Origin of the sequence: Acinetobacter sp. YQ_14 (assembly GCF_043102985.1) — a bacterium.
Taxonomy (GTDB): Bacteria; Pseudomonadota; Gammaproteobacteria; order Pseudomonadales; family Moraxellaceae; genus Acinetobacter; species Acinetobacter venetianus.
Genome location: NZ_JBICJJ010000024.1, coordinates 255,942 through 274,680 on the forward strand (window position 1 = coordinate 255,942; position 18,739 = coordinate 274,680).

Annotated in this window: 19 protein-coding genes and 1 pseudogene; 7 read left to right on the top strand and 13 right to left on the bottom strand. The window is 37.9% G+C overall.

From position 1 onward, the window contains the following. The first annotated feature begins 97 nt into the window (after positions 1-97). Positions 98-1,198, top strand: a complete 1,101-nt coding sequence (locus ACF8D3_RS14430; protein ID WP_392472064.1) for a DUF4238 domain-containing protein — start codon at positions 98-100, stop codon at positions 1,196-1,198. Here the strand turns inward: ACF8D3_RS14430 and ACF8D3_RS14435 are convergent. The 3 genes and pseudogenes from ACF8D3_RS14435 to def form a co-directional block, all read right to left on the bottom strand. Continuing rightward, positions 1,198-1,338 (bottom strand): annotated as a pseudogene (locus ACF8D3_RS14435) (endonuclease domain-containing protein); the annotation flags it as partial. The gene ACF8D3_RS14430 and the pseudogene ACF8D3_RS14435 overlap by 1 nt on opposite strands. Positions 1,339-1,353: 15 nt before the next feature. Next, positions 1,354-1,518, bottom strand: coding sequence for a hypothetical protein (locus ACF8D3_RS14440; RefSeq protein WP_197664932.1), 165 nt, complete (start codon positions 1,516-1,518; stop codon positions 1,354-1,356). Positions 1,519-2,034: 516 nt separating this feature from the next. After that, on the bottom strand, positions 2,035-2,520 hold the full coding sequence (gene def / locus ACF8D3_RS14445; protein WP_061393553.1) for a peptide deformylase: 486 nt from the start codon (positions 2,518-2,520) through the stop codon (positions 2,035-2,037). Positions 2,521-2,652: 132 nt separating this feature from the next. Between def and ACF8D3_RS14450 the strand changes: the two genes are divergently transcribed. Further along, the gene (locus ACF8D3_RS14450) at positions 2,653-2,856 is read left to right on the top strand and encodes an amino acid transport protein (protein ID WP_392472067.1); all 204 of its coding nucleotides are present in this window, start codon (positions 2,653-2,655) and stop codon (positions 2,854-2,856) included. Between the two features lie 44 nt (positions 2,857-2,900). Here ACF8D3_RS14450 and ACF8D3_RS14455 read toward each other — a convergent pair whose 3' ends face one another. Next, positions 2,901-3,392 carry a DUF2505 family protein gene (locus tag ACF8D3_RS14455; RefSeq protein ID WP_061393554.1) on the bottom strand — a complete coding sequence of 164 codons (492 nt, stop codon included), beginning with the start codon at positions 3,390-3,392 and terminating at the stop codon, positions 2,901-2,903. A 108-nt stretch (positions 3,393-3,500) separates the two neighbouring features. Then, positions 3,501-3,791, bottom strand: coding sequence for a hypothetical protein (locus ACF8D3_RS14460; RefSeq protein ID WP_019383991.1), 291 nt, complete (start codon positions 3,789-3,791; stop codon positions 3,501-3,503). Between the two features lie 252 nt (positions 3,792-4,043). On the opposite strand from ACF8D3_RS14460, the gene ACF8D3_RS14465 reads away from it, so the two are divergent. The 3 genes from ACF8D3_RS14465 (at position 4,044) to ACF8D3_RS14475 (ending at position 6,585) form a co-directional block, all read left to right on the top strand. Further along, positions 4,044-4,484 carry a universal stress protein gene (locus ACF8D3_RS14465; protein WP_004878423.1) on the top strand — a complete coding sequence of 147 codons (441 nt, stop codon included), beginning with the start codon at positions 4,044-4,046 and terminating at the stop codon, positions 4,482-4,484. Positions 4,485-4,742: 258 nt separating this feature from the next. Continuing rightward, positions 4,743-5,984, top strand: a complete 1,242-nt coding sequence (locus ACF8D3_RS14470; protein ID WP_061393555.1) for an outer membrane protein transport protein — start codon at positions 4,743-4,745, stop codon at positions 5,982-5,984. Positions 5,985-6,216: 232 nt separating this feature from the next. Continuing rightward, the gene (locus ACF8D3_RS14475; RefSeq protein WP_004878421.1) at positions 6,217-6,585 is read left to right on the top strand and encodes a hypothetical protein; all 369 of its coding nucleotides are present in this window, start codon (positions 6,217-6,219) and stop codon (positions 6,583-6,585) included. A gap of 91 nt (positions 6,586-6,676) precedes the next feature. On the opposite strand, the gene ACF8D3_RS14480 is transcribed toward ACF8D3_RS14475, so the two are convergent. The 3 genes from ACF8D3_RS14480 to ACF8D3_RS14490 form a co-directional block, all read right to left on the bottom strand. After that, positions 6,677-7,840, bottom strand: coding sequence for an alanine racemase (locus ACF8D3_RS14480; RefSeq protein WP_392472070.1), 1,164 nt, complete (start codon positions 7,838-7,840; stop codon positions 6,677-6,679). Between the two features lie 211 nt (positions 7,841-8,051). After that, positions 8,052-9,338 carry a D-arabinono-1,4-lactone oxidase gene (locus tag ACF8D3_RS14485; protein WP_392472071.1) on the bottom strand — a complete coding sequence of 429 codons (1,287 nt, stop codon included), beginning with the start codon at positions 9,336-9,338 and terminating at the stop codon, positions 8,052-8,054. Then, positions 9,335-11,071: a neutral/alkaline non-lysosomal ceramidase N-terminal domain-containing protein gene (locus ACF8D3_RS14490; protein ID WP_392472073.1), complete on the bottom strand. Its 1,737-nt coding sequence runs from the start codon at positions 11,069-11,071 to the stop codon at positions 9,335-9,337. Before ACF8D3_RS14490 ends, ACF8D3_RS14485 begins: the two co-directional genes overlap by 4 nt. Before the next feature lie 64 nt (positions 11,072-11,135). Here ACF8D3_RS14490 and ACF8D3_RS14495 point away from each other — a divergent pair, with 64 nt between their 5' ends. Then, complete coding sequence (locus ACF8D3_RS14495) at positions 11,136-12,230, top strand: AraC family transcriptional regulator ligand-binding domain-containing protein (RefSeq protein WP_392472075.1); 1,095 nt, start codon at positions 11,136-11,138, stop codon at positions 12,228-12,230. A 347-nt stretch (positions 12,231-12,577) separates the two neighbouring features. Here ACF8D3_RS14495 and tauD read toward each other — a convergent pair whose 3' ends face one another. Genes tauD through tauA form a run of 4 tightly spaced genes read right to left on the bottom strand, consistent with a single transcriptional unit; the run spans position 12,578 to position 16,170 of the window. Further along, positions 12,578-13,423, bottom strand: a complete 846-nt coding sequence (gene tauD, locus ACF8D3_RS14500) for a taurine dioxygenase (RefSeq protein ID WP_392472078.1) — start codon at positions 13,421-13,423, stop codon at positions 12,578-12,580. 30 nt (positions 13,424-13,453) lie between these two features. After that, the gene (tauC, locus tag ACF8D3_RS14505; protein WP_069579761.1) at positions 13,454-14,332 is read right to left on the bottom strand and encodes a taurine ABC transporter permease TauC; all 879 of its coding nucleotides are present in this window, start codon (positions 14,330-14,332) and stop codon (positions 13,454-13,456) included. Then, positions 14,329-15,120: a taurine ABC transporter ATP-binding protein gene (locus ACF8D3_RS14510; RefSeq protein WP_392472081.1), complete on the bottom strand. Its 792-nt coding sequence runs from the start codon at positions 15,118-15,120 to the stop codon at positions 14,329-14,331. Before ACF8D3_RS14510 ends, tauC begins: the two co-directional genes overlap by 4 nt. 9 nt (positions 15,121-15,129) lie before the next feature. After that, positions 15,130-16,170: a taurine ABC transporter substrate-binding protein gene (gene tauA / locus ACF8D3_RS14515; RefSeq protein ID WP_392472083.1), complete on the bottom strand. Its 1,041-nt coding sequence runs from the start codon at positions 16,168-16,170 to the stop codon at positions 15,130-15,132. 225 nt (positions 16,171-16,395) lie between these two features. Here tauA and chrA point away from each other — a divergent pair, with 225 nt between their 5' ends. Further along, positions 16,396-17,739: a chromate efflux transporter gene (chrA, locus tag ACF8D3_RS14520; RefSeq protein WP_392472085.1), complete on the top strand. Its 1,344-nt coding sequence runs from the start codon at positions 16,396-16,398 to the stop codon at positions 17,737-17,739. A 49-nt stretch (positions 17,740-17,788) separates the two neighbouring features. On the opposite strand, the gene dmeF is transcribed toward chrA, so the two are convergent. Beyond that, on the bottom strand, positions 17,789-18,730 hold the full coding sequence (gene dmeF / locus ACF8D3_RS14525; RefSeq protein WP_392472086.1) for a CDF family Co(II)/Ni(II) efflux transporter DmeF: 942 nt from the start codon (positions 18,728-18,730) through the stop codon (positions 17,789-17,791). Positions 18,731-18,739: the final 9 nt, after the last annotated feature.

Here is an 18,739-nt window from a genome sequence, read left to right on the forward strand (position 1 = left end):
AGGTTGGGAGGGATTACATTAACAAATTAATATTAAGTTGTAATTCTAGTAAATTTATTATTATAGTTTTTTCAAAATATTTATATAGCTTTTAAATATGCCATCATTCAAAAATCAACATTTTGTACCCCAATGCTATCTTAGATCTTTTAGCTTACAAAAAGATATTAAAGCTAAAAGCATTAATCTATTTAATTTAAAATCAAAAAAACTCTTCGAAAATGCACCCATTAAAAATCAATGTTCTAAAGACTACTTTTATGGGAAGGATTTAAAAATAGAAAAGGCTTTACATAAATATGAGGGAAGCTACGCAAACCTATTGCAAGCCATTCAACAAAATCCCGCATATAGATTAACAAAAGAAGATAACAAATGTCTTATAAATTTTTGGTTTATACAATACATAAGAACTGAATATCACATAAAAGAATCTTTACAATCCTTTCAAAGATTTGTTGAAGAAAATGAAATTCAAGAACATATTGATAATACAATTTTAAATCAATATGAAACCACAAAAATGATCATGAAAAACATGAATATTGGTTTTGAAATTCTAAATGATCTTACATGTATTTTAATTAAAAATTATACAAAAGTACCTTTTATTACATCAGATAATCCTTCAATTCTAACAAATAGATACTATTTCAAAAAAAAATTATTGAAGTATTTTTCATTTGGTTTAAATTCAATGGGAACTTTATTAATATTACCTTTAAGCCCTGAATATTGCTTTGTAGCTTATGACAAAAAAGTATACTCAATCCATCACAATAAAAATACTTTAAAAATTAAAAGAGATAGGGATATAGAAATCATAAATCAGTTTCAAATTATAAATTGCAATTACAATATTTATCTTAACTCAACTTCCTCATTTGAGAGTTATTACAAGAAATATTTAGGATTAAGATTACCCTCACGATATAAAATCACCTATTCCATTTTAGATGAAGAGAATCATAATTATAAAAAATTTAAAGTCATTCCCTCCTCTGAACTAAAAAACTATAAATATTCTGAAACTCTCACACATATGTCTACACGCCATCCAGAGCCTGATTTTTGGCCTAGCTTTCTTCAATGGAATATTCTAGGTTATGGTTTCTCGAATGATTCTGGTCAAGGACATGTAAGAGAAAAGTTTAAGGGCATGTTGGATCAAAAAAATATACACAAAGTCAAAATCTAATAGTTACTAAATCTTAAAGTGAGCAGCCCTAATTCACTCAAAGCATAATCTCGATTTTGATCAGCCTCTAATCCAACTTCGGTGTAATGTTGCCCACCATCATATTCAACGACCAAGTTTACTGATAGACAATAGAAATTCCTTAATTTTAGGGATCAAACCAGTGAACCTCCATTATCAATTAACAGTTGCACGAGTTCATCCTGTTTATCCTCTTCAACTGGAATGAGATAAACTTTATTATTAATCTGGATGCCTACACAATTAAAATATTCTTTTTTAAAACCATTCCAATGTCCAATACGATGTTTAGCAATCATAATACCATAATTTTTAGATTGAATATTTTTAAACAAACAAATATTAAAAACCATAGAGCTGTCTTTAGAATAAAAGTTAAAAATGGTATGGCAATAGAACTTAAAAAAATTTCTCAACAAATAAGTCAGTCCTAAAAAACCACTGAAAACAGGATAAAGATAATACAAAGACACGTGGTAATCAAAAATAATTATCACCCATCGATCTGAGTCAAATACGAATGGTACTAAGTACCCCACACAAACTATAAGAAATATAATTCCAAAAAATTCTCCCTGTATTAATTTAATACAATCAGTGTTTATAAAAGAATTATATTTAGTTAACTTGAGTACATTCATTAGTTTGTTCCTATATCAACTCAAGTAAGAACTGATATTGCTCCACTTTTAGTTTATCTACTGGGTTAAATTCAGTTGCTATTAAAGCAATTACTCAGCATCAGTTATATTGCTTCGTAAATCACGCGATGGAAGTTTTAAGTTTTTATTATAAGATTTCATTGTTTTTATTTTCTAAGCACTCAACCTATCCACAAACAACACACCATCTAAATGATCCACTTCATGCTGAACAATTCGTGCAGGAAAACCCTCAAAGTTCGTTTCAACTACTTCACCTTGTAGGGTGTGATAACGAACTTTGACAGCTAGTGCTCTTTCTACCTCTCCACGCTCATTCGGTACACTCAAACATCCTTCTTCCCCCAAACAAGTCGCTTGAGAAAATTCTAAAATCTCAGGATTCACCATCACAACAGCATCCATTTCTGGTGCATCTGGATAACGTGGATTAGGTCGGGATGCCACAATAATCACACGCTTAGAGATATACACTTGCGGTGCTGCAATGCCTACACCATTACGTTCAAGCATAGTGGCATGCATCGCAGAAGCCAGTTGCAATAGCCACTCGCTATTAAACTCCCCATGAGCAACCGTTGCCGCTTTAATTTTTAAAATTTCTTCACCACGTTGCGCTACAGGTAAAATTACACTCATCCCACGACCTTATTGTTTTTGATCAATACTCATACACATCGTATTCGATATTTATTCACGCTTCTATAATTTTCATTTAAGAATATTGTCATATTATTTACATAATAAAAATTCAATTCACGGTATAAAACAATGAACGCAACACAACTTTTTCTAGGGGTCATCTTTAGCTCGATAGGCTTAGGCTATTTTCTGTATGGCAAAAAACAAAAGATGACGATACCTCTCGTCTGTGGATTGGTTCTCATGCTATTTACCTATTTTATTGATAACACCATGATCATCAGCGTAATTAGTATTGTTCTATCGATCCTTCCCTATTTTCTACGCTTTTAAAAATAAAAAACTCCCCAAATGGAGAGTTTTAGATTTAGGTTAAATTAAAGATGTTTCTTTAATTCATCCTCAACGATTTCAATTTCAAGCTGGCTAAATTTACGAATTTCGCCTTCTGCATGTTTCTCCAGCATACCGCCAATCAACGGAACTTTAACTTTTACAGTCCATTTTAATGTTATATCAACTTGCTGGCTATTGCCTGTCACTTTACGCTCAGCTTTCGCATCCAAAGGCAAGTTTGCACCTAGCTCCACTGTCGAAGTTAAGTTTTTTAAATGTGTAATATCAGAACGCTTTAAGCGAAATGCATTTTTTAATAGTTTTTTTGCAACTTCAGGAATATTGACATCAAGGTTATATTCACGGCGTAAAGTATAAATATCACCATTTACATTAGATTCAATAATTTCTAAATTTTCACCCGGAATACGTTTACACACTGCTTCATGCAATGATGTTTCAGCAACTAATCTTGAAAAGTCTTCAATCGAAACACCATGAATTGTTTCATTAACCGTAAATTGATGTGCCATCTTTAAATTTCCATTTCGTTTTATTTAGGATCTCATCATTGCGCAAAAGTATAGCATTCTCATTAAAAACTCAAAATCTGATCAGTCAAAAATGGATGACTGCGCGGATTAGTTATTTTTATTGTAATGATGTCGACGACCTAATTTTACCGTTACACGTTCGGCGCGACTGATATATAAATAATGATCCCCATATTCAATCACCGCATAAAACTGCTCAGCACCATCATCCAAACCTGTTGCTGACCATGTTGTTCCTTGAGGAAATTCATCTAACCAAGCTGCTTTATAAAAATCTGACACCGACTCAAAATCCAAATAGAGTTCTGGATCTGCCATAATTTTGGCAGCAACTTGATCAAATTTTTGCTGTTTAAAGGCTTCTAAACTGAGTAGCACAGATATTCCTATGATCAAAAATAATGGTTTAATTTCAGCATTACATCTAAAGTAAATTTTTAACTAAATTACAAAAATACAGTGATTTTCTTATACCCCTATTTTGCTGAGGAATTTCCAACAATTCCACATTAATTTCAGTTTTATCAGATGCTTTTGATCAAGGTCTAATTTGCTTGAACCTGCTCAATATGCTATCAACTTATTATAACTTTTATCTTTTTTTACAACGATAAACTATAAGGAGCAAACATGTCTTATCAAAATATTTTAGTGCCTGTCGATGACTCTCCAATTTCTTATGCGGCGGTTGAACATGCACTTTCTTTAGCGAAATTGTCAGGGGCAAAAGTTACGATTCTCAGTGTGGTTGCAGTTGATCCATTTGTAGGTGTCGATTTTTATCAAGTTGCACCCGCTGTGACTGATTATTTCATGCAGGCTGAATCACATGCCAAGACACAACTGCAAGATATTGCTCAGTCATTTGTACGTGATGGAATCGAGGTTGCAACCAAGATCTATCATGGCTCTGCTAGCGAAGGCATTATTTTCGTTGCGGATGAAGTCGGTGCTGATTTGATCGTCATGGGTTCTCATGGTCGTACTGGCGTAAAACGCCTATTACTGGGTAGTGTTGCGCGTGCAGTTCTCACAGAATCACATATTCCAGTGTTGATTGTTAAGCAATAAATTTGTTAAAAAATCTTAAAGCCTTGTACGTCATTACAAGGCTTTTTTATTGTCTATCGTTTTTATTTGACCGATCTCCCCCCCATTTTGATGAATTACAACCCTACTCCATCATTTCAAAAGATGCTTCACTACGCTATGGACATAGACTTTCTATCAAAATAGTAAATGGAATCATGCTGCTATAGATAGAAAAAATGACCGTTTATAAAAAATAGAACCTCAACAATAAAACACGGTTTAACAAGGATGATGCCTATGAAACTCAACCCTATAGTGCTTGGTATATTTGGAATATGTATCTCGACATTGAACCATGCAGCAGCACTGGATCAATCAGGACAAACCATTCTGCCCTTTCTGGAAAATGGCAATTATGTTGAGGTGAATGCTACAGCAGTTGATCCAGATATTTCAGGAACGATCCGCAATCGTCCTGAACTTGTGAATGATCCTAATAATCTGAACTCTGGCAATATGGGGAATAGTTTTCATTATTACAGTGCTGCTTTAAAGCTCCAGCTCACTGAAAAAATTAGTTTTGGTCTACTCTATGACCAACCATTTGGCGCGGATATTCGCTATCCGATGCAATCCAATAATACATTCTCGGATAATGAATATACTCAGCAAGGAACATCGGTCAATGTTGATACTGAAAGTATTAGCATGATCTTCGGATTAAGCCCATTTACCAATTTTCAACTTTACGGCGGCGCAGTTTATCAATCCGTTAAAGGTGATGTCGCTTTACGTGGTAATTCTTATAGCGAAGCATTTAATGGCTACGATGCAAAATTTAAACAGAATCATGCAGTAGGTTGGCTTGCAGGTTTAAGCTATCAAATTCCAGATATTGCATTAAAAGCAGCTGTGACGTATCGCTCAAAAATAGATCATGACATGCAAGTCACAGAAACCATGTTCGGTGAACCATTAGAAGTAACCACACCAAGTAAAACCACAATCACGACGCCACAATCAGTCAATATTGATTTTCAAACAGGTGTTTATAAAGACACGCTCGCCTATGCGAATCTACGTTGGGTCAATTGGAAAGATTTTCATATCCGCCCCACACAATTTGGAGCAGTCACCGAATATCTCACTGGTTTAATCAGTGAAGGTTCTTATACAGGTGGTTTTGATTTAGATAGTTATCAAAAAGATCAATGGGCAGCGACGCTAGGAATTGGTCATCAATTTACTGAAAAATGGAGTGCATCCACTGAGGTGAGTTGGGACTCAGGCACAGGTAATCCTGCATCGACCTTAAATCCAACCAAAGGTTCTTGGGGGCTTGGTTTAGGCGTACAATTTAACCCTGCTGAGAACTACTTTATTGCAGGCGGTATTAAATACTTCTGGCTAGGCGATGTGGTAGCTGAAGACGGCACGTATTATATTCCTGTAGCAGGAATCAAACCGATTGCAGAGCAAGCAGATTTTAAAGATAACTCAGCGATCGCCTATGGTTTGAAAATCGGCTATAAATTCTAAGTTTTTAAATGTTGGGCATATGAAATATCTAGTTGGACTTCATCTTTTTAACGATCTTTTGACCGACTAGATATTTTTATGATTTAAACAAAAAATAACACCATTAAAAAGTTTAAAAACTGTTCTTAATTTACTGAGTTTATATAAAATAACCCTGTCTCATTGAATAAATTCTTTCAATACAATATCCGCATATTTCTTTATATTGCTACTCACCAATTCGGAAAACTCAATGAAAAAAACTTATATTTTAATTTCTATGCTTACATATGGGTTGCTTCAACCTGTTATCGCTTTTGCAGACAGTACAGAGCCAAAAGAAATAATGGATATGTTTATTGGTACTTTAAGTGTTAAAGATAAAAAAGCAATTTTGACTCGCTGCGATCTTGCTGAAAATAAATATACATTAAAAGATGCAGATTGGGCTGAAACAAAAGCAGTCGAAAATTATTTGTCAAAAGCAGAAAAACTAAAACAACCCATTTATGCAGAAGTGCTTGGTGCATATAAGCAAGAAGCAGATACAAATGTACTTTTAGTTGATTCAATTGAAAATATAACAGAAGCCAAAAGCTGTCACTTAAACGATTTATTTTAAAATTTATATTTTCATTGAAGATAGAAACGCTCTCATTTCTACTTAACAAGCCCCTTTGTTTAAAATATAAGGGGCTATTTATACCGTATCGTTATTCACGCAATGTATCCCATGCTTCAAAGGTATTTTGCTTATATCGTATTAACGTTGAAAACTGAGGAAGAATTGCTTCACTTTGCTTCGGTCTAAGAAAAACAAAATCATCAACTTGAATATCACAATCCTTCGGCACATTGACCAATTCTTGATTAGTACTACGCCCGTACAATGCATGGATATGCGCTTGGTTAGGATAGACATAGTCAGCCAGCCAATATCCACCATAGATGAATAGCGCCTTATGCTTATGTGGTAATTTATCCAATAAAGACATAGAGGGAAGCTGGGTAAACGGTAGGACTTTTAACACAGGCGCAGCAATCCACAATGCAGGTTGTAATGCCTTTAAAAAATCACTGTCAAAATCACTCGGTTTTAGTAGCATTGAACCAAAAGATAGATCATTACAAACACTATTGTCAGTATGAAAACTAAAAGTTGGACTCCCCCCACCATTAAAACAAAGTTGTTCTGACCATAGTGAATTAAACTGTTCTTGAATTAGCTTTTTATAACCCGCGTAAACATGTTGTGATTCTTGATAAGCAAGTTCTGGTTTTTTAATGATAGCTGGGATTTTGGTGACATGCGCATCATAGCCCATCAAACCAGAAAGTTTTAAATACTGCGGATATTGCTGAATCAGCTTTAAGATTTCGATCAGTTGTTGTGTCGACTGTAGCCCACCACGATGTAAACCAACATCAATTTCAATATTCACATCGAAGCACAGAGAATACAGTTGAGCGATCTCAAGATATTGCTGTAAGCGTTGCTTGCTATCAATCAGCCATTGAATTTTGGCATTCGACCACTCCGCATGCTGATCAAAAAAATGACGTACAGCGTGGGCAGGCATCGGCTTACCCAATAAAATATCTGCTTCAGCAAAATTTTCTAGGATCGAAACAATATGTGGTAAGTGAAATACCATAAAGCGTTGCGTATTGATTTGCTCAGATAACAACTTAAGTAAATCTAGGCTTGCTAATGATTTCACCACCAAACGTGCTCTTAAATGTTTGGCATGAGCAAGACGAATCTGAACATGTTGGATATTTTGTTTTAAAGCCGCTTCATCAACAATCAGTTGCGGTGTCGCTATCCCCTGTTTTTTCAGGTCTAGATTGAGTTGTTTAAAATAATGATCCAACATGGCTATACCTTTTTTATTTAATCGTGATCCTAAAAAAAATCTTATACGAGGGAATGTCATCTACAACCTGAGCAAGCCGAAGCGACTATAGCTTTAGTGAAGCGCAAGACGAAGAGGCTTATCCTAAAATAAATAAAACTCGACAAGACTCCGTTAAGTTAATTATTTTTCAATAAATTAAATCAATATTTAAGTCGAACCTGAATTAAAACTAACCTAAAAAAAGCTTTTCCAGATAGGGGTTTAAAAACTTGGCTTCTGGATCAAGTTGCTGACGTAAAGCCATAAAATCATCCCACTTTGGATATGAAGCCCGAAGCTGTGCCGTAGTCATAGTATGCATTTTTCCCCAATGAGGTCGCCCTCGATATTTCTGCAAAATCGGTTCAACTACATCAAAAATTAAACGTGGATCTTGCTTATGATATTGATGCACTGAAATCGAAATTGAATCTTGCTGATAAAAAGGGCTAAGCCAAATATCATCCCCTTTTACAAAACGAAATTCGAGCGGAAAAAAGGTCGCGACTTTATGTGTTCGCAGTGCATGTAATACTTCGTCTAAACAAGCAACCCCTTGATTGACTGGAATCTGATATTCCATTTCATTGAACTTGGTATTTCGTGGCGTCGGAAATATTTTGCTCGACCAATCGACATAGGTGGTCGGTTTGACAAAGATGCCCAATAGCTTTTGTAAATAAGGATTCAATGAAGGAAATGTTCTAGTTAACTCTGAGCACATCGTGAGTAAAGTATCATCCGAAGGAAAATTTTCTTTCCTAGGCAAAATTGCTTCCTCTGTCTCATCTAAAGTTTTCAGCATCAATTGCTTTTCATACGAAAATACAAAGCACTCGATATGTCGATGCTGATGCTTCCATTGATGAATATGTTGCATCATGTCCTCTACAGGACGAAGTTCAATATGTTCTTTAAGCTTATAACGCGGGCGATTTTGCATGGTGATCTTAGTTAAGACTCCCATGCTACCCAAAGAAACTCGTCCAGCAGCAAAGATTTCGGGATGCTCTGTTCGGCTACATGTCAGGATTTCACCAGAAGCCGTCAATAACTCAAAAGCTTCAACATAACCAGAAATACAATGTAAATCTGCACCTGTACCATGTGTTCCCGTAGAAACAGCTCCAGCTAAGCTTTGCTGATCAATATCACCCTGATTCATCAAGGCTTGGTTGATCGATTGCTGCTGTAGATGTTGGTCTAAATCATATAAGCGTGTCCCTGCATAAATACTGCTCTGACATCGATTAGTATCCGTCGATGCGACACCTGAAATATGATCTAAAGACAAAAGAGTTGCATCAGTACACACTAAGGGCGTGAATGAATGCCCTGCACCGACAATCCTGATCTTGTCATGATCTCTAACGATATTTTGTAACTCTTGGATGTTTGCAGGTTGTAAAATTTGCTGCGGATTGGACGTTTGAAAACCAGACCAATTTGACCACTTCGCTTGATGCCTATCACTCATACAGCCTCTCCTTGGTTCACAGCAGTTTTTAGATTTCCATGATTGGTACGTTTTGCTAGTTCTTGAAGTGGAATTGGTTTGGGTCGAGTCACTTGATCATAATCACGATATTTTTTATCTAACAATAATTGTTCAGCGAATAATTTAAACTTGCTTTGACACGCGGCTAAAGTCCATTGTCCAAATAAGGTATGCCCACCTTCATAGGCTTGTTGTTGATATTCCTCATACGTGGTGACATAGCCCATGTAATCATTGCAATATGAGGCAAGCCAAACTTGATCAATTGACGATTTACCAATAAGTTGTTGCTTTACTGTTTCCATAACGCGTTGCCCTGCAATCGTCGTAAACTCGCCCGGACAGCAAACAAGCGCTAAATTGCCTAAACGAACAATCTGTAGCGGCACAATACTCGGAACGAGTGGGCTTTGTTGAATCGCGCCAGCACGGACTTGTCGATTCATCTCTGCAATCAATGGATCAAGAATACTGGGAGGAAAACCAATCGGTTGACCTAATATTTTTTTAGCGTCAGCTTCAAGCAAAATCTGCTTAGGCCCTTGTGAAGCGTACAGCTGTTGATAAGCAGTAAAATCATGCGCAGCGTCACTCTTTAATTTTTGCTTTTTAAATTGATCAGCAAGAAATTGCATTCCTTTGATCAATGGCTTTGGCGCACCTAAACCATCAACAGGCGTACCTGCAAAAAATGATACGCCATGACAGGGCTGACTGGTTTTTGCATCCTTCTTGCCATGTGCAAACTCAGGAGGAACATCAATATGACTCAGATCAACATAAGAAAAAATTGCATCAATCTGACCTTGCACTTTCTGCATTGGTTGCTGCAAACCAGTTAATGCCAAATCACTTTGATAACGACCATTTTGCTGAGCGTAGTAATATTCCTGCTCGCCTTTAATCTTGTTGCGAATCTTGAGTTGATCTTTGCCATGAAAATGCGGTGACACATCGCCTGCTGTCGCTTGAGCAAAAATCGTGACTGGATTTTCAATTCCGCGTTCAATTAAATCCTGCTCTGAAAATGACGCTGCATAACCTTTATTATCCCCATCATAAGCACCTAAACTATTTCCTAAACAGGTGGCATGCACACCAAACAGAGAAATAAATGACTGTAATTTCTGCTCTCTATAAAAACCAATCAATTGCATTTCACGATTGATTGCTAAATGCGTTTCATGCTCTGAATGCTCAATCACCTCTGGATTTCGGTTATAAGCACGGATCGAGCGATTCCATGCAACAGGCGTATCATTTTCAAAATGTTGGGTGGAAAGACCGATTTCGGTATTTTGTTCATTTTCAATTGCAGTCTGAATACTGAGAACAATCGCATGCACTATTGCATTGACATGTTCAGGAACAAATCCCGGTGTGGGCATATTATATAAGGCTTCATGCGCGCAGCCCCCCGGTCCTGAATGGGTATGTGTTGCCATGAGTACCAATTGATTTTCATCAAACTCAGCACCCAACATTTCTCTTAATCGAGCGACAGTCTTACTTCGCATCGCATGAGTAATACAGCCCAAATCTAAACAACACAGAATCAGTCGACTCTGTTGCTGATCCACAATACTAAAGCTTCGCACATACAAAGCAGTTCGCTGCTCATAAGCACGATGTGACCATTGACCATAGCCAAACATGGCATAGCCTTTCGGTGCAATCTTGATTTCTTGTTTATCCCAACCAACTTGATACATTGGCACATCCTTTGTAAATTCTTTTTCTAACTGCAATAAAGCATGTTGAAAGTTAAACAAAATTATGAGATACCCAAAAGGGTTAAAGAATCTTCTTTTTGGGGGGCTAAACGGACTTATGCCTAAACAAATCATTCATGCGGAAAGCGCACAGCAATTCATACCACCTACAATTTTGGCAAGTTTGATCCATTATGCAGAACAGCAAGAATGGGATTATAAAAAATGGTTTGAAGATTCTGGTTTAGATTTAAATCAAGTGCAGCAAAGCAATGGCTTTGTTCGTTTTAGCCAAATCTGTGATGTGATTCATAAGGCAATTACCACCTACGACCAACCTGATTTAGGTTTAAATATGGGTCGTAGTGAAGGCCTCATTTCGATGGGAATATTAGGCTTTGCAATGCAATCTTGTAAGACTGTTGCCGATGCACTGGAAATAGCACTCGAATTTCATCGCGTTTCAGGTAGTGTGTTGAACATCGAATTTTCAATTCACGATGATATTTGTACGCTAGAAGTGACTGAATCGAGCCCAACTTTTGATCTCAAAGCTTTTTTTTACGATGAATTATTTAGTAGTGTAATTGCCTGTTTAAATGCAATGCTAGGTGACCACGATGATGTTATTGGGCTTGAACTTAACTATGCTCCCACCGCAAATTTAGAAGATTATCAATATCTTTTTGGCTGCCGTGTTCAGTTAAATACTACCAGCAATAAAATTCATTTTAAAAGCAGCATGCTCAGTCGAAATCTCAAAAATTACAGCCCCGCGAACTACGCTACGGCGATACAAATCTGTAAACAGGCTTTAAAAGAAATTGATCAGCTCAATCAAGTCGGCTTTGTGCATATAGTCGAGCATTTGATTGAACAATATTTACCTGAACGTTTTGAGATGCAACAAGCAGCAGATCATCTGCAAATGAGTGAACGCCATTTAAGACGTAAATTATTATCTGAAGGTTTGAGTTTCCAACAAATTCGACAAAATGTCTTGGAGCGTAAAGCTAAACAATTACTGGAAAAGAACCTATCCATGAGTGAGATTAGCCTACAATTGGGCTTTAGCGAATTACGTGAATTCCGACGCGCCTTTAAACGTTGGACAGGACAAGCCCCTTCGGTTTATAAACAAGAGACTCATCTTAATTAAATATACTTTGAAAATTCTGGATTAATTTTTTGCTATCCAACATTTTATAAAGAACTTATCCCTGAAATCACTGGTGCTACACGTCATCCACAACCTGCGTGAGATTAATCAAATGCTATTTCTGCAATTAATTTAAAGAGATGTTGGAAGTAAACAGGTTTTGTGGATGACAAAGTTTTTGGTTACTTTTTCAAAAAAGTAACTCCAGCCGAAGGAAAATCCTAAAATAGGATGAGATCTCTGTAAGATTCCACCGAAGCGATCAAATTATAAAATAAAACCGAAGGGATCAAACTATAAAATAAAAAAGCTCAGGATTTTACCAAGCTTTTTATCAAAACTAAATTTTAACTTGCTGCTTGATAAAACGGTACATCACCATTAATCGTGGCACGGTGCATAATCCGATGCGCATCACCATAATCAAATAAAGCTTTATGTTGCGTACAACGATTATCCCAAATCGCCACATCACCCGCCTGCCACTGCCAACGTAGATGAAACTGCTCATTGGTGGCATGCGCAAATAAGTACTGCAGCAATTCAGCACTTTCGGTCTCATCCAACTCATTAATACGTGTGGTAAAACCTTCACTCACAAACAAAATTGGCTGACCTGTAACTGGATGCGTTCTCACCACAGGATGAACAACAGGCGGATTACGCTTAAAGGTTTCTTCCAGCTTTTGACGCTCAACATCATTATGCGCAAAACGCTCAATCGGGAAAGACTGGCGGATATCATGCGTTGCGGTTAAGCCCTTTAACTTCGTCTGTAAATCTTGATCTAGCGCAGCAAATGCAGCAGCCCCACTCGACCATAGCGTATCACCGCCTACAGGAGGAATCTTGATGGCTTGTAATACACAACCCAATGGCGGTTTCTGGCTAAAAGTCACATCGGTATGCCAAAGCTCATTGTCACGTAAATCCTGTTTCCAGCTATCCAATACAATGATTTCAGGTACATTTTCGACTGATGGATAGATCGGATGAATATGCAAAGAACCAAAGCTACGTGCCAGTTCAGCTTGCGCGTGTGGCGCTAGCTGCTGATTGCGAAAGAAAATGACATGATGATCAAGCAATGCTTGTTGAATGTGTTGGGTGGTATGTTCATCAGCCGTGTTTAAATCAACATCGTGAATAATTGCACCGATTGTTGATTTAATCATTTCAATATTTAACGTCATCTCTAACTCTCTCATCTTTACCATTTGCACTTACAGCTGTTGACCATACCAAGGAGATAATTGCTTCTGTAACCAACGTAAGAATAATTCAAAACTGACTGCGACAATCGCAATCACAATAATGCCCAGCACGACAGTATCCGTAATCAGGAACTGCGCCGCCGACTGCACCATAAAACCAATACCACGATCTGCCGCGACTAATTCTGAAGCCACCAATGTTGACCAACCCACACCTAATCCAATGCGAATACCCGTTAAAATATGCGGTAATGCGGTCGGTAAAATCACATGCCAAAATACCTGTGACTGACTTGCACCCAATGATAAGGCTGCACGTTCACGATTAAGCTGATGACTCAGCACCCCATGCGTACTACTGATAATCACTGGTGCAAGAATGGAGAAGAAAATCAAAAGCACTTTGGTGGTTTCACCAATCCCGAACCAGATCACCAATAATGGCAAATACGCTAATGGTGGAATTGGACGCAACAACTCAACCAAAGGATCAAGCACTGCACGAACCCATTTATTCAGCCCCATCCACAATCCTAAAGGCACACCAATCGCAATCGCTGCAACAAGTGCCAGCAAGACGCGCGAAATACTCGCTGCCAAGTGCTGCCATAAGGTCGCTTTCATAAAGCCTTGCTGGCTGACTTCAAGGAACTTTTGCCATACCGATTGTGGACTCGGCAGAAATAAACTTGGAACAATTTTTAATGCAGTGATCAGGTACCAAATCACCAAGACACTCAATACGCTCGATAAACTCAATACCAAGCTACGATGGCGAGCAATAAATCCACCTAATGCATTCAAAACTGAAGCCGATTGTTTATCCGATGCTTGAAGTGCAACTGGCTTGGTCACTTCATAGGCTGTATTTTTAGCTTGACCCGTCATACAACTACCTCATGCCCTGCCTGTTTCTGCACACGTAAACGTTCAAACAGTTGTTCACGTAATTGAATAAATTTGGGATCGGATTTAATTGCTCGAATCGATTCGCCCTGCTTATAACGATCTGCAAAATCCAGCTTTAACGTTTCCACAATCTTGCCCGGTCGAGCTGTCATCAACACCAGTTGATTACTCAACAACAAAGCTTCTTCAATATCATGCGTGATCAGGAAGAACGATTTATTTTGCTCAATCCACAAATCTAGAACCAATTGCTGCATGGTTTCACGAGTAAAAGCATCTAAAGCTGCAAAAGGCTCATCTAATAAAATAAAGGCTGCGTGGCTAATCAAGGCACGTGCAATACCAACACGTTGTTTCATGCCACCCGACAATTCCCAAATATTGGCTTGAGCAACATGGCTTAAACCCACAATTTTCAGAATAGCATCGACTTGTTGTTGAATTTCCTGTGCTTTTAAGCCCTTAAGCTGCAAAGCAAAACCAATATTTTCCGAGACATTTAACCACGGCAATAAGGCATGATCCTGAAATACCACCGCACGGCGCGCATCAGGCGCAGTCACGACTTCATGATCCAGTTTAATCTGGCCTGAACTCGGTGCTTGGAAACCTGCCAAAATATTTAACAAAGTGGTTTTACCACAGCCAGACTCGCCCAAAATCACAGTCAAAGTGCCTTCTTCAATCTTCAGATTAATATCTTGAAGCACAGGTACCGTCTGCTTTGGAAAAGTTAAATGAAGATGCTCAGCAGCTAATACGCTCATTTCGATCTCCTATGGCTGTAAGAATTGAGTCGTGACATTGCCCTGATAATCAGGCTTCACCTGATCGACCTTGCCCTGACTTTTTAAGAAAGTCGCTGTATCAAAAATATTCTTGGCAAATTCACCTGCTAAAGTCGCTTGTTGTTGCTGACCATCCAGATAAATATTTCCAGAAAGTAACAATGGAATGTCTTTGGCATCAGAACCCGTCAATTCAGCAATTTTCTGGATATGATCTGCATTCTGCTCAAATGCTTTGGGATCTTGGTTATAAGCTTCGATCTGTTGCAAACTGGTCTTCACGAATGCTTTCAAGAACTCAGGATTTTTCTCGGCAAAGTCTTTACGGACCACCCAAAGATCATAAGTTGGCGCGCCCCATTCACCGACCTGTTTCGAGTCAGTTAAAACATGGCCGCTGGCTTTGACTTTGCTTAAAGCAGGTTCCCAGACATAAGTCGCATCGATATCACCACGTTCCCATGCCGCTGTAATTTCAGGTGGACGTAAATTGATGATCTTGACCTGATTGTCTGCAATATTCCAATGCTTTAAAGCGGACAATAAGCTGTAATGTGTGGTTGAAACGAATGGCACAGCGATGGTTTTTCCAATCAAATCCTGCGGCGTTTTAATGCCTGATTTGTTGCTGACCACCAATGCCTCAGAACCACCTAATTTTGCTGTCACCAAAAACACTTCAATCGGTAAATCACGGCTGGCTGCAGCAGCCAATGGACTTGAGCCAATATTGCCAATCACGACGTCGCCCGAAGCCAATGCATTGACCACATCTGAACCCGCATCAAATTTACGCCATTGAATCGCCTGTCCACTCTCTCGCTCATAGTCACCGTTAGCTTGTGCGACTTTGGTTGGATCAATACCAGTCTGATAGGCAATCACCACCGCTTTATTATTTCTAGACTGTGCGGGTGCGGCATCTTTTTGATTTTGATAGACAATAAAAGCAACAATCGCCACAAGGACGATCGCTGTAACGATTAACGGCTTGGTGTTCTTGATGGCCATAATTAGATGATCTTTCAACAATATCGACTTATGTTATGCGCCACGCTTTATGATTAAAAATAAGAAAAAATGCGTTGCTTATTTATTTTTAATATATAGAAATTAAGATTATCTGATGAACTCTATTGAAGTGACTTTAACAATTCATCATTCTGAATTATTCAATCGCTAAAATGTCCTATCTGACTTAGGTGATTTATTTCAATGACCTAAATGAGTAAAAGAATATACTGAGAAATCTGAATGCAGCAGTACAATGATGTTTCAATCCAGCCAGCAATTCCATTTTGGCAAGCTTTTTGGTTTTGGCTAAAACTAGGGTTTATCAGTTTTGGTGGACCAGCAGGTCAAATCGCAGTGATGCATCACGAGCTAGTTGAACAAAAACGCTGGATTTCAGAACGAAGATTTTTACATGCACTGAACTATTGCATGCTATTACCCGGTCCTGAAGCACAACAATTAGCGACCTATATGGGGTGGCTGATGCACCGAAACGTTGGTGGACTAATTGCTGGGATACTGTTTATTTTACCCTCTCTCTTTCTACTGATTTTATTGTCATGGATTTATATTCAATTTGGTGATGTTCCAATTATTGCGGGGCTTTTTTATGGGATCAAACCCGCAGTAACAGCCATCGTATTTCATGCAACGTATCGTATTGGCCATCGAACTTTAAAAAATCACCTTTTATGGTTAATTGCTGTCGCAGCATTTATTGCCATCTTTGTATTTAGTCTTCCTTTTCCATTCATTATTTTTTGTGCAGCGGCATTAGGATATGTATTTAGCAAATATTATCCTCAGTTATTTAATCAACAAAATATTCAACAACATCAGCAAAAGAATTACGGCACTGCACACATTGATGATGATACCCCTTTACCCCAACATGCGATCTTTAGTTGGTCTCGACTCGGGAAAATTTTAATCATTGCCGCTATTTTATGGTGTTTGCCGATACTTATTTTGAGCTTCAGCTTAGGTTGGCAACATACCTATACTCAAATGGCATGGTTCTTTAGCAAAGCGGCATTACTGACCTTTGGTGGCGCGTATGCTGTGTTACCGTATGTTTATCAAGGTGCAGTTGATCATTATGCATGGCTCAATCCAACACAAATGATTGATGGTCTTGCATTGGGTGAAAGCACACCAGGCCCATTAATCATGATCGTTGCTTTTGTCGGTTTTGTGGGTGCTTTTAATCAAGCTTTATTCGGTGTAGAGCATCTCTTTATTGCTGGTGTTGTAGGTGCAATCATCGTTACCTGGTTTACTTTTCTTTTTTCTTTTGTATTTATTTTAGCTGGTGCTCCAATTATCGAATCCACCCACAATGAATTGAAATTTACAGCACCTTTAACTGCCATTACGGCAGCAGTCGTCGGTGTCATATTAAATTTGGCATTATTTTTTAGTTATCATGTACTTTGGCCAAATGGCTTTGAACAAGCTTTTGATTATAGTGCAGCACTCATCACCATTGCCGCATTGATCGCTTTATTTAAATTTCAAATCAACGTCCTGTACGTGATTTTTGTCTCAGCGCTTTGTGGTTTAGCCCTATATTTACTTATTTAAAAAAATCAAACCACACTAGAATTGGGTCAGCTCTAGTGTGGTTTATCGATTAGATGTGATGAATCTCAATTGAGGCATGTACAATTTCTTCGTGAATCGATAATTCAGCTTTGATTCGATCAGGGTTTAAATCAGCGATTGTCGTCTCTAAACCAAGGATACAGGAAAATTTACCCTTACCCACTTTCCATACATGCAGATCGGTAATTTCAACATCCTTAAATGATTCAATAAGCTCTCGAATTTCTGCGACCACAGGATGCTCCATTTCAGCATCTAATAGCGTCTTCCCTGTTTCCTGAATCAATCCCCAAGACCACTTTGCGACCAATAATGCTCCGACAATTCCTAATAGCGCATCTAAAAAATTCCAACCAAAATATTTGGCTGCAAATAAAGCAATAATCGCAAGGACTGAAGTTACAGCATCAGCGACTACATGTAAAAAAGCCGCTTTTTGATTTAAATCATGATGATGATCATGTGAATGGTGATGGTGTGAATGTCCATGATGATGATCATGATGGTGGTGATCATGTCCACCTTCATGTAGTAACCAAGCACAAACTAAATTAATCACTAGCCCAACAATCGCAATCGGAATTGCTTCATTAAAATGAATCGTAACAGGATTAAATAAGCGCTCAAGTGATTGAATACCCATCATTAAAGCAACAACCATCAATAAGATTGCACTGCTATAACCAGCTAAGACTTCAATTTTCCAAGTACCAAAACTAAATCGTGGATCATGCGCATAATGACGTGCCATTCGGTAAGCAAAATAAGCTAAACCTAAAGCCAACATATGAGAGCTCATATGCCAACCATCAGCCAATAACGCCATTGAATTAAAAATCCAACCGCCCGCGATTTCTAAAACCATCATGATTGCAGTCAAAATTGTTGCAATTAAAATACGCTTTTGCGCTAGAGGATTGCCTTGATCAAACTGATGTGAATGACGTCTTTCTAGGTTACTATGCTGCATTTGTTTTAG

Excerpts from the sequence above, each read along its gene's own strand:
- ACF8D3_RS14430 (WP_392472064.1), top strand. The coding sequence starts at position 98 with ATGCCATCATTCAAAAATCAACATTTTGTACCCCAATGCTATCTTAGA.
- ACF8D3_RS14440 (WP_197664932.1), bottom strand. The coding sequence starts at position 1,518 with ATGATTGCTAAACATCGTATTGGACATTGGAATGGTTTTAAAAAAGAA.
- def (WP_061393553.1), bottom strand. The coding sequence starts at position 2,520 with ATGAGTGTAATTTTACCTGTAGCGCAACGTGGTGAAGAAATTTTAAAA.
- ACF8D3_RS14450 (WP_392472067.1), top strand. The coding sequence starts at position 2,653 with ATGAACGCAACACAACTTTTTCTAGGGGTCATCTTTAGCTCGATAGGC.
- ACF8D3_RS14455 (WP_061393554.1), bottom strand. The coding sequence starts at position 3,392 with ATGGCACATCAATTTACGGTTAATGAAACAATTCATGGTGTTTCGATT.
- ACF8D3_RS14465 (WP_004878423.1), top strand. The coding sequence starts at position 4,044 with ATGTCTTATCAAAATATTTTAGTGCCTGTCGATGACTCTCCAATTTCT.
- ACF8D3_RS14470 (WP_061393555.1), top strand. The coding sequence starts at position 4,743 with ATGAAACTCAACCCTATAGTGCTTGGTATATTTGGAATATGTATCTCG.
- ACF8D3_RS14475 (WP_004878421.1), top strand. The coding sequence starts at position 6,217 with ATGAAAAAAACTTATATTTTAATTTCTATGCTTACATATGGGTTGCTT.
- ACF8D3_RS14480 (WP_392472070.1), bottom strand. The coding sequence starts at position 7,840 with ATGTTGGATCATTATTTTAAACAACTCAATCTAGACCTGAAAAAACAG.
- ACF8D3_RS14485 (WP_392472071.1), bottom strand. The coding sequence starts at position 9,338 with ATGAGTGATAGGCATCAAGCGAAGTGGTCAAATTGGTCTGGTTTTCAA.
- ACF8D3_RS14490 (WP_392472073.1), bottom strand. The coding sequence starts at position 11,071 with ATGTATCAAGTTGGTTGGGATAAACAAGAAATCAAGATTGCACCGAAA.
- ACF8D3_RS14495 (WP_392472075.1), top strand. The coding sequence starts at position 11,136 with ATGAGATACCCAAAAGGGTTAAAGAATCTTCTTTTTGGGGGGCTAAAC.
- tauD (WP_392472078.1), bottom strand. The coding sequence starts at position 13,423 with ATGACGTTAAATATTGAAATGATTAAATCAACAATCGGTGCAATTATT.
- tauC (WP_069579761.1), bottom strand. The coding sequence starts at position 14,332 with ATGACGGGTCAAGCTAAAAATACAGCCTATGAAGTGACCAAGCCAGTT.
- ACF8D3_RS14510 (WP_392472081.1), bottom strand. The coding sequence starts at position 15,120 with ATGAGCGTATTAGCTGCTGAGCATCTTCATTTAACTTTTCCAAAGCAG.
- chrA (WP_392472085.1), top strand. The coding sequence starts at position 16,396 with ATGCAGCAGTACAATGATGTTTCAATCCAGCCAGCAATTCCATTTTGG.
- dmeF (WP_392472086.1), bottom strand. The coding sequence starts at position 18,730 with ATGCAGCATAGTAACCTAGAAAGACGTCATTCACATCAGTTTGATCAA.